Consider the following 13,944-nt stretch of genomic DNA (forward strand, 5'->3'; position numbering starts at 1 on the left):
TGTTTTCCCCATTGAAAGGAACACCATGACTGCAGAACCAACTGCAACTGCCTCCACCACGCCCGGCCGCGTCCTGGTAACGGGAGGTGCCTCCGGACTGGGGGCCGCCGTCGTCGACGCTGTCCTCCGTTCAGGCGGCACCCCGGTGGTCCTGGACCGCGACATCAGCAGCGTCTCCGGCGTGAAGGCGTTCGAAGTGGATGTGGCGGACCGCGCCGCGGTGGAGCACGCTGTCCGGGAAGCCGCCGAGACCTTGGGCGGCCTGGACGCGGTGGTCACCGCTGCCGGGATTGACCGCTGCGGCAAGCTGGCCGACGTCGAAGCCACCGAATGGGAAAAGGTCATCGGGGTCAACCTGATGGGCACCGTTTCCACCGTGCGCGCGGCGCTGCCCTACCTTAAGGAAAGCCACGGCCGGGTAGTCACCGTCGCTTCAACCCTGGGCAAGCGCGCCGTGGCCGATGCCACCGCCTACTGCGCCTCCAAGTTCGGCGTTGTGGGCTTCAGCCACGCGCTCGCTGCGGAAACCGGTGGCGAAATCGGCGTGACCACCATGATCCCCGGCGGCATGAAGACGCGCTTCTTCGATGACCGGACGGAGCAGTACAAGCCGCAGGACGATTCCCGGCTCAACGACCCCGCCAACACTGCGCAGGCCATCCTGTTCGCCCTCAACCAGCCAACGGGCTGCGAGGTCCGCGAAATGCTGATCTGCCACGAGGAAGAAGGCTCCTGGCCCTAAGCCGGAACAGGCCGAACCACTGCTGTGGCCGCACGCACCTGGTGCGGCCACAGCAGGACCACCAGCAGCAACTCATCCAGCACCGAAAGGCGGGAGGAACACCATGCCCACCACAGCCATCGAAACAACCGCAGGCAATGAAACAGCCCAGGGCGCCGGCGTCACCATCCAGGACCCGCGAACCGGGGAGGTGCTTTGGACAGTTCCCGAAGCGGAACCGGACGCAGTGAACGATGCCGTGAGCGTGGCCCGCAGGGCTGCCCCCGGCTGGGCAGCAACAGCTCCCGCCGAACGCGGTGCAGCCCTCCGTGCCGCCGCCAAGGCGCTCGAAGCAGCTGCACAGGAACTCGCGGGCTTGAACGCCAGCGAAACCGGACGGCCGGAAGCCGAGGCATTGGCAGGCATCGCCGCCGGTGTCTCCACCCTGGAGCAGTATGCCGAACTGGGCCCGGTCCAGCGCGGCCACAGCCTCCGCGGCAGCCGGTCAGCCACCGACTACACCATCGCTGAACCGCGCGGGGTGGCAGTCCTGCTGACCCCGTGGAACGACCCCGTAGCCGTAGCCTGCGGACTCATCGGCGCCGCGCTGGTCACAGGCAACGCGGTGATCCACAAACCCAGTGAGCGCTGCCCGCGCCTGGGCGAGGCGCTGGGCGAGGTCCTGGCCCCGGCCTTCCCCTCCGGTGTCTTCCTGACCATTTCCGGCGCGGCCGGAGTAGGTGCCGCCCTGTCCCAGGCGGAGGTGGACGTCATTGCCCATGTTGGATCCAGCGCATCCGGTGCCCGGATAGCCCAGGCAGGAGCCCTCACGGGCGCCCATGTCATCAGGGAAAACGGCGGCAATGACCCGTTGCTGGTGGACCGTGACGTCGACCCGGCCTGGGCGGCGGAGCAGGCCGCGATCGGTGCGTTCGCCAACAGCGGGCAGATCTGTACTTCGGTGGAACGGATCTATGTCCACCGCGATATCGCCAAGGAGTTCTGCAACGCCCTGGAGGCAGAGGCGGCGCTCCGGAACAACAATGGCACCGTGGCACCGCTTGTGGACCTGCGGATGCGGGACGCCGTCCACGCCCACGTTGCCGATGCCCTGGCGCAGGGCGCGCGCGCCGTCGAGGGCGGCAGCGTGCCGGACGGGCCCGGTTCCTTTTACCCCGCTACGGTCCTGCTGGACTGCACCGATGATATGCAGGTCATGGCCGAAGAGACGTTCGGTCCGGTGGCGCCGGTGCAGGTGGTGGACACGTTCGACGACGGCCTGCGCCTGGCCTGCAGCGGCAGGTACGGCCTGGCCGCCACCGTCCTGAGCGGCAACATCGCACACATCCAGCAGGCAGTGGCCGCGCTGCCCGTGGGAACCGTGAAGGTCAACGCAGTGTTTGGCGGCGCACCCGGAGGTGCTGCCCAGCCACGCGGAGAGAGCGGTGCCGGGTTCGGCTACGGGCCCGAGCTGCTGGACGAGTTCACCCAGGTCAAGGTGGTGCACATCGAAGCTCCGCCGGCACCGGCAGGTTCCGGAGCCGGTTCCGTCCCCGAGGAACAGGACCTGCCATGAGTGCGTCCCCGGAACATGCCGATCTCTCCACCCAGCGGGCACTGTCCGACTGGCTGCCCGGCCGGCTGGCCGCGGAGCAGCCTTCGATCCTGGTAATCGGTGACGTCATGCTGGACGGCTGGTGGAGCGGCAACATTGAACGGCTGTGCCGGGAAGCCCCGGCGCCGGTGGTGGACATCCAGACCCGTGAATCGGTTCCGGGCGGGGCGGCCAACACCGCCATGAACTTGGCTGCCTTGGGCGCGAAGGTGTCGGTGGCCGGGATCATCGGCGCCGACGACGCCGGTGAGGACCTGCGCGGGCAGCTTGCCGCCGCAGGCATCGATGTCCAGCACCTGCACACGCACCCGGACATGGTTACCACCACCAAGATCCGGATCAGCAGCGGGGGCCAGGTGATGCTGCGCCTCGACGACTCGGCCAAAACTGTCCCTGCCGACGCCCTCGCCGCGCTCACCGCGTCGGTGGGTGCCGCCGTCGAACGCCGGGATGCTGTCCTGGTGTGCGACTACGGAACCGGCGTGGTGGCGGACCCCGTCCGCACAGCTCTTGCCGAGGTCCTTGGCAGCGGCACTGCCGGAACCGACCGTCCGCTCGTGGTGGTTGACGCGCATGACCCCCGCCCGTGGGCCGCCCTGCAGCCCGACCTGGTGACCCCGAATGCGCAGGAGGCCGCGCAGCTGCTGGACCGGAAACTGCCGGAAGGCCAGGAACGGGTGGACGCGGTGGGTGCCGAGGCTGCAACGTTGCTCCAGGGAACCGGCGCGCGCGCCGTGGTGGTCACGCTGGACCGGGACGGCACCGTGCTGTTGACGTCCGACGGCGTGCGGCACCGCACGTGGGCACGGCCGGCAGCCGAGAAACAGGCATCCGGGGCGGGCGATACCTTTGTGGCGGCCCTGACCTTGGCCCGCGCAGCCGGGCTGCCGCTGACCGCCAGCCTGGACCTCGCCCAATCGGCTGCCGACGTGGTGGTGCACCAGCCCGGCACCTCCGTGTGCAGCACCGCCCAGCTCAGCCGGTATCTGGAGGCTTTCGCGGACACGGCGCTAAGCGCGGATGAGCTGGAGCGGCAGATGGAGCTGCACCGGGCCCAGGGCCAGCGGATCGTGTTGACCAACGGCTGCTTCGACGTGCTGCACAGCGGTCACACCCGCTACCTGAACCAGGCCAAACAGCTGGGTGACGTCCTGGTGGTGGCCCTGAACAGCGACGACTCCGTGCGCCGGCTCAAGGGTGCCGGCCGGCCCATCAACAACGAGGTGGACCGGGCAGCGGTGGTGGCGGCCCTCAGCTGCGTGGACTACGTGACGGTGTTCGACACCCCTACGGCCACGCCGCTGATCCGCAGGCTCCGGCCTGAGGTGTACGCCAAGGGCGGGGACTACACCCCCGAAATGCTGGAAGAGACACCGGCCGTGGAGGAGTATGGCGGCCGGGTGGCCATCCTGGACTATGTGGCAGAGCGGTCCACCACGGCCGTGGTGAACCGGATCCGGGACGGCAAGGGGGCAGCCAGCCCGGTCAACTAGGGTTGAGGCATGACTGAAGCGGGGCAAGGGTAATGGGCAAACGCGGAAAGTCAGGCGGCCGGGGCCGGCCCGCACCGGGAGTGGTGGAGGTGCCCAAGGGTGCTGCCCCCACTGGTCCGGTGGAGGGTGTCTATTACATCGATACCGGTGACTGCGAGCTGGTGGCGGACCAGGACAATTCCACCGGTTGGCTCCTGAAGATCAACGGCGTCATGAGCTCACACATCGACCTGGCTGATCCGCTGTTCCTGGACTTCGAGTACATGCGGTGGATGGCGGCGCTCATCGAGTCGCGGTGGCCGCCGTCGTCCGCTGCCGGTTCCCCTGCCGGGGGCGGCCACAAACTCCGTGGGCTGCATCTGGGCGGTGGCGCCTGCTCCATGGCGCGCTACTTCTCCGCTGCCTACCCGGACGCCCGGCAGGTGGTGGTGGAACTGGACGGGAAGCTGGCGGAGTACGTGCGCGGGTGGTTCGACCTTCCCAAGGCGCCTTTGCTGCGGATCCGCGTGGGGGAGGCCCGCGCCGTGACCGAAACCCTCACCGCCCAGACCCGTGACTTCATCATCCGGGACGTCTTTGCTGGCGCCCATACCCCGCGCCCGCTGACCACGGCGGAGTTCACTGCCCACGCCAAGCGGGTCCTGGCGCCGGGCGGCCTGTACGTGGCCAACTCCGGCGATGCCCCGGACCTCAGGAACGCACGGGAGGATGCCGCCACCATCGCGGCCGCGTTCAAGCACACGGTGATCATCGCCGACCCCGCCATGCTGAAGGGCAGGCGCTACGGGAACATGGTGATGGCCGGCAGCGACGTGCCCTTCGGCGACGACCCCCAGCTGCGCCGCCGGCTCCTGGGCGGTGCCGTCCCCGCGCACCTTTGGGACGACGCCCAGGTGCGGGCGTTCGCCGCCGGCACGCCGGTCCGCCACGACCCCGTCCCGCCCCCACCGATTAATCCCCACCGGCCCCCTGACCTCACAAGTTCGGCCAGGTAACCCTGCCGGCGTGGGCCCTTTTTAATTTCAGCGTCCAAAACGGCAGTTACCCAGCAGTCGATGAGGATTCCTGCTTCCCCAGGAGCGCTTCGCGGTGCTCCGCCATCCGGTCCTGGAGCGCCTGTACGACGGCAGCCACGGCAGGACGGCGCAGCGAGTCCGGGCGCAGGACCATCCAGTAGGGGAGCAGTTCGCCGATCTTGTCGGGCAGCAGCCGGACCAGGTCATCGTGGAGGTCTGCCATGAAGCACGGCAGGAATCCCACGCCGGCGCCGGCCCGGGTGGCTTCCACATGGACGAACACATTGGTGGAGGTAAGGCCGTCGCGCATGGCCGGGACCAGCCGGCGAGGTGCGTCGAGGTCGTCCACCTGCAGCATCGAGTCCACGAAGTACACCAGTGGGTGCTGGTTGAGTTCGGCCACGGTGGCCGGCATCCCATGCTCCTCGAGGTAGGTGCGGGAGGCGTACATGCCCAGCCGGTAGTCGCCCAGCCGGATGGCCTCGGCCCGGTGCACCTGGGGTACGCCCACCACCACCTCGATGTCCAGCCCCGACCGCTGTTGCAGGGCCCGGCGGGTCATGGTGACCACTTCCACGCTGAGGCCGGGGTGGTCCCGGCGCAGCCGTGCCACGGCCGGGGCGGCAATATAGGCGCTGAAGCCATCCGTCGCGGTCATTCGTACGACGCCGGCAATCGCGTCGGGTGCCTGGCCCGTCGGTCCCAGCGTGCCCAGCACCGCCTCCACCTGTTCCGCCGCCCGCACCGCCTGTTCGCCAAGCTCCGTCAATTCCCAGCCTCCGGCGGCCCGGGACAGGACCCTGCCGCCGAGCGCCTTTTCCAACGCGGCTACCCTGCGCGAGACCGTGGTGTGGTTCAGGCCCAAAGCCTGTGCCGCCGTCGTAAATTTTGCCGAGCGTGACACCGCAAGCAGGACCAGCAGGTCATCGGGATTCGCGTTCATATCTGCAATTGTGCACATACTTAGTGCTCTTTTGGCCATTGAAGTGCCTTCTTTGTGCAGCAATACTCATCTGAGTCACTTGTGCTGGAGATCACAGCGCGTGTCAATGTGGACACTGAGGAGAACCATGAGCATTGAGCAAGGCCGGGCAATCGACGCCGGGCATGCACCCAAGGAATCGGGACTGAAGAGGGTTGTTGCCGCATCAATGGTGGGCACGGTGGTGGAATGGTACGAGTTCTTCCTGTACGCCACTGCCGCCACCCTGGTATTCGGCAAGTACTTCTTTCCCGCCACGGGGAATGACCTGGACGGAATCATCCAGGCCTTCCTGACCTATGCCGTGGGCTTCATCGCCCGCCCGCTGGGCGGCATCGTGTTCGGCCAGATTGGCGACAAGCTGGGCCGCAAGCCCACCCTGCAGCTGACCATCGTCATCATCGGCGTGTCCACGTTCCTGATGGGCTGCCTCCCCGGTTTCGCCGACATCGGATACCTGGCTCCGGCGCTGCTGGTGGCCCTGCGCTTTATCCAGGGCTTCGCGCTGGGCGGCGAATGGGGCGGAGCAGTCCTCCTCGTGGCCGAACAGAGCCCGAACAAGACCCGCGCCTTCTGGTCCAGCTGGCCGCAGGCCGCCGTCCCGGTGGGCAACCTGCTGGCCACCCTGGTGCTCTATATCATGTCCACCACCCTCAGCAGCGAGGCCTTCCTCGGCTGGGGCTGGCGCGTGGCCTTCTGGCTCTCCGCCGTAATCGTCTTCGTGGGCTACTACATCCGCACCAACGTCAGCGAGTCGCGCATCTTCCTCGAGGCCAAGGAGTTGGTCGAAAAGGAACAGGCCGTCAGCTACGGCGTGTTCGAAGTGCTCCGTAAGTACCCCAAGGGCATCTTCCAGGCCATGGGCCTGCGGTTCGCGGAAAACATCATGTACTACCTGGTGGTCAGCTTCTCGATTGTCTACCTCAAGAGCGTGCACAAGTACGACACCTCATCGCTGCTGCTGGCGCTGCTGATCGCGCACATCATCCACTTCGCCATCATTCCGCAGTACGGCCGCCTGGCGGACCGGATCGGCCGCAAGCCCGTCTACCTGGCCGGCGCCGTCCTCGGAGCCACCTGGCCGTTCTTCGCGTTCCCCATGTTCGATACCCGCAACGCCGTGGTGATCGTCCTGGCCGTGACCATCGGCCTCATCCTGCACGGCCTCATGTACGCCGGGCAGCCAGCCATCATGGCCGAAATGTTCCCCACCCGCATGCGGTACTCCGGTGCCTCCCTGGGCTCGCAGGTCACGTCCATCTTTGCCGGGTCATTGGCGCCGCTGCTGGCCACCCAGTGGCTCAAGGACACCGGGTCCTGGCTGCCCACCGCCATCTACCTGGTGGTCGCCTGCGTCATCACCGCAGTGGCCGTGCTGAGCCTGAAGGAGACCAAGGGTGTTGCGCTGGAGGACGTTGACAAGGAAGATGCTGCCCGCGAAGGGCTGCTGACCGCCGCACGCTGACTGAAACCCGCTCAACCGTGCGGGGCGTACGAATCGTGAGGGCATATAAAGGAGAACTGGAATGGACAACACGCTGAATGGACGCAAGGCCCTGGTCACCGGTGGTGCCAGTGGAATCGGTGCCGCCTGCGTGCGCGCACTCTCGGCGCGCGGCGCGAAAGTGGTGGTGGCCGACGTCGATGCCGCCGCTGCCGAGGCCCTCGCGGACGAGGTGGGCGGCAGCGCATGGGGCGTTGACCTGCTGGACACAGACGCACTGGCCACCCTGAGCCTGGACTGCGACATCCTGGTCAACAATGCCGGAATCCAGCGCATCAACCCCATCCAGGAGTTCGATCCCGCGGACTTCCGCCGGATCGTTACTTTGATGCTGGAGGCGCCGTTCCTGCTGATCCGGGCAGCCTTGCCGCATATGTATGCCAACAACTTCGGCCGCATCATCAATGTGTCTTCGGTGCACGGCATCCGTGCCTCCCCGTTCAAGAGCGCGTACGTCTCCGCCAAGCACGGCCTGGAGGGGCTGAGCAAGGTGACGGCGCTGGAGGGCGGCCCGCACGGAGTCACCTCCAACTGCATCAACCCCGGATATGTGCGCACACCGCTGGTGGAGAAACAATTGGCGGACCAGGCCCAGGTGCACGGCATCCCCGAATCCGAGGTGCTGTCCAAGGTGATGCTCACCGAATCCGCCATCAAGCGCCTGGTGGAACCGGAAGAGGTGGCCTCCCTGGTGGCGTGGCTGGCGTCGAACGACGCCGGCATGGTCACCGGCGCCAGCTACACGATGGACGGCGGCTGGTCCGCACGCTAGCGCAGGCCCCCTGGCACCCTAGTCCAGGGGCTTGACCATCCGGTGGTCGAAAAAGAAGACACCGTACGGCGTCTTGACTCCCACCGACCGGCGGTCCTGCCATACGACGACCCCTTCGCGCCTGCCGCTGAAGGGGTCGTCGCCTATCACCGTGTCCCCAACCCGGTAAGGGCAACGGGGTCCGAGGGCCGCCACCGTCCGGCCCCAGGCTGCCGCGAGGACAGTGCCGAGGCTGACGGGCTGTCCCATCTCCGAAAGATCCTGCGCATAGTCCTTGGCCACGTGACCAACTCCTTCAAGCGGCAGCCCGCCGCCTGCTAACGGTGCTGGTCGGCGGAACGCTCCCAGCAGAGGATGGTCCTCCCATTCCGGCCGCCACCGTACTCCTACGCTAGGTGCTATTCACACCAGTCACACCAGTAACAGGTACTCGCGTTTCGAAGACCCGCTACTTGCCCGCTCCGGTCCCGTTGACGATCTCCTCCGCGTTCTCGAATGCCCACGCCACCAGTGGTACCAGGAGCGCGCTCAACTCGTAGCCCCGCTCGGTGAGGCTGTAGTCCACCCTCGGCGGAATGACGGGCTGCGCGTTCCTGCTCACCAGGCCGTCACGCTCGAGTGTCTTCAACGTCTGTGCCAGCATCTTCTCGCTGATGCCCTCGGCCCGGCGTCGCAGATCGCTCCAGCGCTGTTCGCCCTCGGACAGCGCAAGCAGGATCAGGACACCCCATTTGCTGGTGATGTGGTCCAGCACCACACGGCTGGGGCACCCTGCCGGGAACACGCCGTCGTCAAACGCCAAGGGCAGGGGAGCTGCTTTCATACCGGTAGCTTACCTAAAGGTCAGTACCTTACTTAGAAGTGCGTACTCCCTTTTGGGAAGTTTTGTCCGCGGGCGGCGGTTGTGCTCTTCGACAGAGCAAAATCCCGAAAGGAATCATCGTGAGCATTGTTGTTACAGGCGCCACTGGACAGTTGGGCCGGCACGTTCTGGAAGCCCTCCTGGAGCGGGGAGTACCTGCGGAGGAAATCGTGGCGGCCGGCCGTTCGGTGGACAAGCTCGCGGACTTCGCCGGGCGCGGGTTGCAGGTCAAGCCCATGGACTACGCCGATGCAGGCTCGGTCGCAGCCGCCCTCAAGGGTGCGCGGCGCGTGCTGCTCATTTCCGGCAGCGAAGTGGGACAGCGGGTCCAGCAGCACCGGACTGTCATTGAAGCCGCCAAGGCGGAGGGCGTGGAGTTGCTGGCCTACACCAGCATCGCCAACGCGGACACCACGGCCATGAAGCTGGCCGATGAACACAAGGCAACCGAGGCGCTGCTGCGCGAATCCGGAGTGCCCTTCGTGCTGCTGCGCAACGGCTGGTACCTGGAGAACTACACGGAGCAGCTGCCCGGAACCCTTGCCCAGGGCGCTCTCGCGGGCAGTGCCGGCGAGGGCAAGGTCAGCGGGGCCGCCAGGGTGGACTACGCGCACGCGGCCGCTGCAGTCCTGGTGGCCGACGCCCAGGCCGGCAAGGTTTACGAACTGGGCGGCGATGACGCTTTCAGCATGGCGGACCTGGCGGCGGAGATCAGCGCCGCAACCGGAAAGGCCATTAAGTACAACGACCTGCCCGCGGAGGAATACGTTGGCGTGCTCACTGGTGTTGGCGTACCGGAGGCTTTCGCTGAAATCCTTGCGGATTCCGACCTTGGCATCGCGCGCGGCGATCTCCTGGTCAGCACCGGCGACCTGCGTCGGCTGATCGGGCGCCCGACGACGTCGCTGGGCCAGGCGGTCAGCTCCGCCGCTGCTTCCGCCTAGGACAGAAACGGCGAGGTGCCCGGCCCCTTTGGGGGACCGGGCACCTTTCGTTTTTAAGCTGCTCCCCGGGCGTGGTTCGCTGCCGTCGGCAGCAGCTACTTCACGAGGTCGTTGGTGTACGTATCGGCAAGCTTGATGTCCTTGTTTCCCACGTCCGGGTTGGCTACCTGCTGGGTTTTCAGGACAGCCTGGACGCCGTCTTCGGTGAACGTACCGTCCTTGCTCAGGGTCTTCTTGAGGTCGTCGATGACTTTCGCGTAGAGATCCTTGTCGCCGCCGGCGAAGCTTTCCGGCATCTTGGCCGCGATTTCGGCACCGGAGTGACCGTTGATGTACTCAAGGGTGCGCTTGATGGCCTTGGCCAGCTTGGCGGCCGTGTCCTTGTTCTGGTTCAGCCAGTCCGTCTTGGCGTAAAGGCAGGCGGAAGGCCAGGAATCAGTGGAGAACACTTCCTTCAGCCCCTCGGCCGTGCGGACGTCCTCCAGGACTACAGGATTGTGGCCAATGCGCTTGGTGAGGACCGATACGTCCGGTTCGAGCATTACGGCTGCGTCAACCTGGCCCTGCTCAACAGCGGCAACGGCGGAAGATCCCGCGCCGATGGCGGACACCGCTGCATCGGACTGCTGCATGTTGTTCTTGGCCAGCAGGAACTTCACGAACATGTCCGTGGAGGAGCCCGGCGCCGTCACCCCCACGTTCTTGCCTTTGAGATCGGCAATTGTCTTGATCTGGCCTTCGTTCTTCGGCGCCACCAGCAGGGCAAGGCCGGAAGACTGGCCCATGTCCACGAAGGCCTTGATCTGCTGGTTCTTGGCCTGCATCTGGATGGTGTGCTCGTAGTAGCCGCTGGTCACATTGGTGCTGCCACCAACCATGGCGGTCAGGGCCTTCGAGCCGCCTTGGAGGTCCTGGAGTTCGACGTCCACGCCTTCATCCTTGTAGTACCCAAGCTGCTGGGCCAGCGTCGTCGGAAGGTAGGTCAGGAGGGTCTGGCCGCCCACGCCGATAACCACCTTGCCGCCCCCGCCGCCTCCGCCGGCCGCGGCTGATCCGCTCTGGCCGGGAGGGGCTGCGGCGGGGGCACCACAGGCCGAGAGTGCCAGGGCAACTGCAGCAATCAGGGTCAGCGGCCGGAGGAGGACCCGGCCACGGCGCCGGGTTGATTTGTCTGTCATGGGTATCCCTTTCAGGCGGTTACGGAAAGTTGGCGCTGGTAGGCGGCTTTGGGCTGTGGCACCTGGTCAGGAGGACCGGACAGGGCGCCATCTGAGGAGGTGCCGCTCCAGGCGGTTGACGAGGAGGTCGATGATGAGGACCACAATCATGAGGATGAACATCCCGGCGAAGACGCCCTTGGTGTCGAAGACGCCCTGGGCCTGGGCAATGGCGTAGCCCATGCCACCTGAGGCGCCCAGGTACTCACCCACCACTGCGCCGGTGATGGCGAAGCCCACGCTGATGTGCAGGCTGGAGAAGATCCACGTGAGGGCACTGGGAATGAAGACATGGCGCAGGAGCTGCTTTTCGCTGGCCCCCAGCATTTTGGCGTTGTCCACCAGGACCCGGTCGACGCTCTTGACGCCTTCCAAGGTGTTGAAGAAGACGATGAAGAACACCAGGGTGAAGCCGAACGCCACCTTCGACCAGATACCCAGTCCGAACCAGAGGAGGAAGATCGGAGCGAGGACCACGCGCGGGAGCGCATTGAACATCTGGAGGAACGGGTCCAGCAACCGTTCCAGGAAACGGACCCGGGCAAGGATGAAACCCAGGAGGAGTCCGACGGCGGCCCCCACCAGGAAGGCGAGGATGGCCTCCTGCATGGTCACCCAAAGATGGGGGAACACAAACCCTGATGACACCCAGAGCCACACGGTCTGGAAGATGTCGGAGGGAAGGGGGAAGAAGAATTCATCAATCACCCCGGCCCGGCCCAGGACCTCCCACGCTCCCAGCACGAGGACCGTGAGGAGGAGTTGGATGCTCCGCATGGCCAGCGCCGACATCTCACCTCGACGTGGCTGGCGGTTGCCGGTGTGTCGGTCCTGTGCCGCAAAGGAACCGTTCTTCCTTGAACCTGTTTTCCTTGAGCCGAGGATGGTCACGCGGCCTCACCTTCCTCGGCGAGCGCACTTTCGTAGGTCTTTGAGACTTCGACTTTCAGCCGGCCCCAGATTTCCCGGTGCAGGGCCACGAAGCGGGGGTCGTCCCGAATGTCCAGCAGATCGCGCGGGCGGGGAATGTCGATGTCGTAGCTTCCCACCACAGTGCTTCCGGGGCCTGCTCCAAGGATGAGCACTTCATCGGACAGCGCGATCGCTTCGTCGAGGTCGTGGGTAATGAATACCACTGCCTTGCCGGATTCCTGCCAAAGCTGCAGAAGTTCGTTCTCCATGATTTGGCGGGTCTGGACGTCCAGGGCAGAGAAGGGCTCGTCCATCAGGAGGATGTCCGGGTTCACGATCCAGGCCTGGGCTATGGCTGTGCGTTTGCGCATGCCGCCGCTGAGCTGGTGCGGGTAGCGGTCCGCAAAATTCTTGAGGCCCACTTTTTCCAGCCAGCGCCGGGACTCCGCGTGGGCCTCCGCCTTGGAGACACCGGCCATAGTCAATCCGAGGCTGACATTGTCGATTACGGTTTTCCACGGCAGCAGGGCGTCCTGCTGGAACATGTAGGACGCCCGGCGGTTCACGCCGGTCACGGGTTCCCCGAAGCTCCTGACTTCCCCAAAGCTGGGTGTCAGCAGGCCGGCCGCCATGTTGAGGATGGTGGACTTGCCGGATCCCGTAGGGCCAACAATCGAGACGAAGCGGCCGGGCTCGACTTTCAGGTCGATGTCCCGCACGGCGAAGTAGGTCTCGCCTCCGGACGTTGGAAATTGTTTAGTGCACCCGGTGAGCTCCACCGCATATCCGGACGTGCCTGGCTGTGCAGCTGGCATCTTTGCCTCTTCCCGGCCGGCTCCGGCCGCTTGTTCCCCCTGTTGGTTCGCGTCTGCGGCACGAAAGTGGTTTATCGGTCCGCGTACGGAGAACCGCTTGCGGACTCCGGTGTTCTTGCTCAATGCAGGTTGATTTCCTGCCACATCGTGGGTTCTCCATCATGATGTGGACCTGATGCTAACAGTTACTTCCGTCACACTCAACGCCTCCGCGACTCATACACTTTCCCCATGAGCTCCAGCGAAACCTCGGCCACCCCCTTGTTGGTCCTTCGGAAGATCACCGCCATCCTTGATGCTTTCTCCCTCGCCCGGCCCGAGCTGTCGCTGGCCGAGATCCGTTCCAGTACCGGCGTGCCGCACTCCACGGTGCAGCGGTTGGTGGCGAACATGGTGCAGGAGGGAATCCTGGACCGGCACGGGGACCGGTACCGGGTGGGGGTTCGCATGGCCCATTGGGCGGCGCCGGCAACCCAGGGGCTGGATTTCCTGGAGCTGCTGACCCCGGTGCTGCGCAGGCTGCGTGATGACTTGGGCGAGACAGCGTGCATTTTTCGCGAGTCCCAAGGGAAGCGGGTGTGCATCGCTTTGGCCGAGACCCGTCGCATGCTCCGGCGCGTGGTGAGCGTGGGTGAAATCATGCCGCTGCACGTCGGCGCGGCAGGGCGCGTCCTCCTCGCCTGGAATCCGGAGGTCGCGGAGCGCGTGTACCGGTCGGGCCTGAAATCCCTCACCAACCAGACAATCACCGATGCCGCGAGCCTGGAGGAGGCGGTGGCCAAAGCCCGCGCAGATGGTTTCGCCATCACCACCGGTGAGCGGGTGTCCGGTGCCAGTGGCATTTCGGCGCCTATCTTCGGACCCCAAGGCGAACTTTTTGGGGCACTTACGGTGATGGGGCCCGCCTTGAGGATGCCCTATGACGTTTGCGCGTCCTGGGTGGAACAGGTCCTGGCTGCGGCCGAGGAGTCCACCAGGGTCATCGGAGGCACCATCCCGCAGTAGCTGTTTTCCGCCTCCCTCTATCCACATCGTGGATTTCAGTCCACAATATGAATTGTCGTCGTGCCAACGATGCTTCGCGATCCCGC

14 protein-coding genes are annotated in these 13,944 nt (G+C 65.7%); 8 read left to right on the top strand and 6 right to left on the bottom strand.

The window, feature by feature from the left end:
• Nucleotides 1–25 precede the first annotated feature (25 nt).
• The 4 genes from LFT46_RS02050 (at nucleotide 26) to LFT46_RS02065 (ending at nucleotide 4,824) form a co-directional block, all read left to right on the top strand.
• The gene (locus LFT46_RS02050; protein ID WP_236821139.1) at nucleotides 26–742 is read left to right on the top strand and encodes an SDR family oxidoreductase; all 717 of its coding nucleotides are present in this window, start codon (nucleotides 26–28) and stop codon (nucleotides 740–742) included.
• A gap of 103 nt (nucleotides 743–845) precedes the next feature.
• Complete coding sequence (locus tag LFT46_RS02055; protein WP_236821140.1) at nucleotides 846–2,297, top strand: aldehyde dehydrogenase family protein; 1,452 nt, start codon at nucleotides 846–848, stop codon at nucleotides 2,295–2,297.
• On the top strand, nucleotides 2,294–3,829 hold the full coding sequence (rfaE2, locus tag LFT46_RS02060) for a D-glycero-beta-D-manno-heptose 1-phosphate adenylyltransferase (protein ID WP_236821141.1): 1,536 nt from the start codon (nucleotides 2,294–2,296) through the stop codon (nucleotides 3,827–3,829). The genes LFT46_RS02055 and rfaE2 overlap by 4 nt, the downstream gene beginning before the upstream one ends.
• 32 nt (nucleotides 3,830–3,861) lie before the next feature.
• Nucleotides 3,862–4,824, top strand: a complete 963-nt coding sequence (locus LFT46_RS02065; protein WP_236821142.1) for a spermidine synthase — start codon at nucleotides 3,862–3,864, stop codon at nucleotides 4,822–4,824.
• Between the two features lie 46 nt (nucleotides 4,825–4,870).
• On the opposite strand, the gene LFT46_RS02070 is transcribed toward LFT46_RS02065, so the two are convergent.
• Nucleotides 4,871–5,788: a LysR family transcriptional regulator gene (locus tag LFT46_RS02070; RefSeq protein ID WP_236821143.1), complete on the bottom strand. Its 918-nt coding sequence runs from the start codon at nucleotides 5,786–5,788 to the stop codon at nucleotides 4,871–4,873.
• Between the two features lie 127 nt (nucleotides 5,789–5,915).
• Here LFT46_RS02070 and LFT46_RS02075 point away from each other — a divergent pair, with 127 nt between their 5' ends.
• Both LFT46_RS02075 and LFT46_RS02080 read left to right on the top strand, forming a co-directional pair.
• Nucleotides 5,916–7,292 (top strand): MFS transporter, encoded by a 1,377-nt coding sequence (locus tag LFT46_RS02075; protein WP_236821144.1) that lies wholly within the window; start codon nucleotides 5,916–5,918, stop codon nucleotides 7,290–7,292.
• 61 nt (nucleotides 7,293–7,353) lie between these two features.
• Nucleotides 7,354–8,103, top strand: a complete 750-nt coding sequence (locus LFT46_RS02080; RefSeq protein WP_236821145.1) for a 3-hydroxybutyrate dehydrogenase — start codon at nucleotides 7,354–7,356, stop codon at nucleotides 8,101–8,103.
• Nucleotides 8,104–8,121: 18 nt separating this feature from the next.
• Here the strand turns inward: LFT46_RS02080 and LFT46_RS02085 are convergent, their stop codons facing one another.
• Together LFT46_RS02085 and LFT46_RS02090 are read right to left on the bottom strand one after the other, a co-directional pair.
• The gene (locus tag LFT46_RS02085) at nucleotides 8,122–8,385 is read right to left on the bottom strand and encodes a hypothetical protein (RefSeq protein ID WP_236800825.1); all 264 of its coding nucleotides are present in this window, start codon (nucleotides 8,383–8,385) and stop codon (nucleotides 8,122–8,124) included.
• 166 nt (nucleotides 8,386–8,551) lie between these two features.
• Entirely contained in the window at nucleotides 8,552–8,926 is a 375-nt protein-coding gene (locus LFT46_RS02090; protein ID WP_236800826.1) for a winged helix-turn-helix transcriptional regulator, read from the bottom strand.
• 119 nt (nucleotides 8,927–9,045) lie between these two features.
• Between LFT46_RS02090 and LFT46_RS02095 the strand changes: the two genes are divergently transcribed.
• Nucleotides 9,046–9,909, top strand: coding sequence for an SDR family oxidoreductase (locus LFT46_RS02095; RefSeq protein WP_236821146.1), 864 nt, complete (start codon nucleotides 9,046–9,048; stop codon nucleotides 9,907–9,909).
• A gap of 95 nt (nucleotides 9,910–10,004) precedes the next feature.
• On the opposite strand, the gene LFT46_RS02100 is transcribed toward LFT46_RS02095, so the two are convergent.
• From LFT46_RS02100 to LFT46_RS02110, 3 genes are all read right to left on the bottom strand, one after another.
• Entirely contained in the window at nucleotides 10,005–11,087 is a 1,083-nt protein-coding gene (locus LFT46_RS02100) for an ABC transporter substrate-binding protein (RefSeq protein WP_236800828.1), read from the bottom strand.
• 66 nt (nucleotides 11,088–11,153) lie between these two features.
• Nucleotides 11,154–12,017, bottom strand: coding sequence for an ABC transporter permease (locus tag LFT46_RS02105; RefSeq protein WP_236821147.1), 864 nt, complete (start codon nucleotides 12,015–12,017; stop codon nucleotides 11,154–11,156).
• The gene (locus LFT46_RS02110; protein ID WP_236821148.1) at nucleotides 12,014–12,853 is read right to left on the bottom strand and encodes an ABC transporter ATP-binding protein; all 840 of its coding nucleotides are present in this window, start codon (nucleotides 12,851–12,853) and stop codon (nucleotides 12,014–12,016) included. Before LFT46_RS02110 ends, LFT46_RS02105 begins: the two co-directional genes overlap by 4 nt.
• 231 nt (nucleotides 12,854–13,084) lie before the next feature.
• On the opposite strand from LFT46_RS02110, the gene LFT46_RS02115 reads away from it, so the two are divergent.
• On the top strand, nucleotides 13,085–13,858 hold the full coding sequence (locus tag LFT46_RS02115) for an IclR family transcriptional regulator (protein WP_236821149.1): 774 nt from the start codon (nucleotides 13,085–13,087) through the stop codon (nucleotides 13,856–13,858).
• Nucleotides 13,859–13,944 lie beyond the last annotated feature (86 nt).

The organism is Arthrobacter sp. FW306-07-I (assembly GCF_021800405.1).
Lineage (GTDB): Bacteria > Actinomycetota > Actinomycetes > Actinomycetales > Micrococcaceae > Arthrobacter.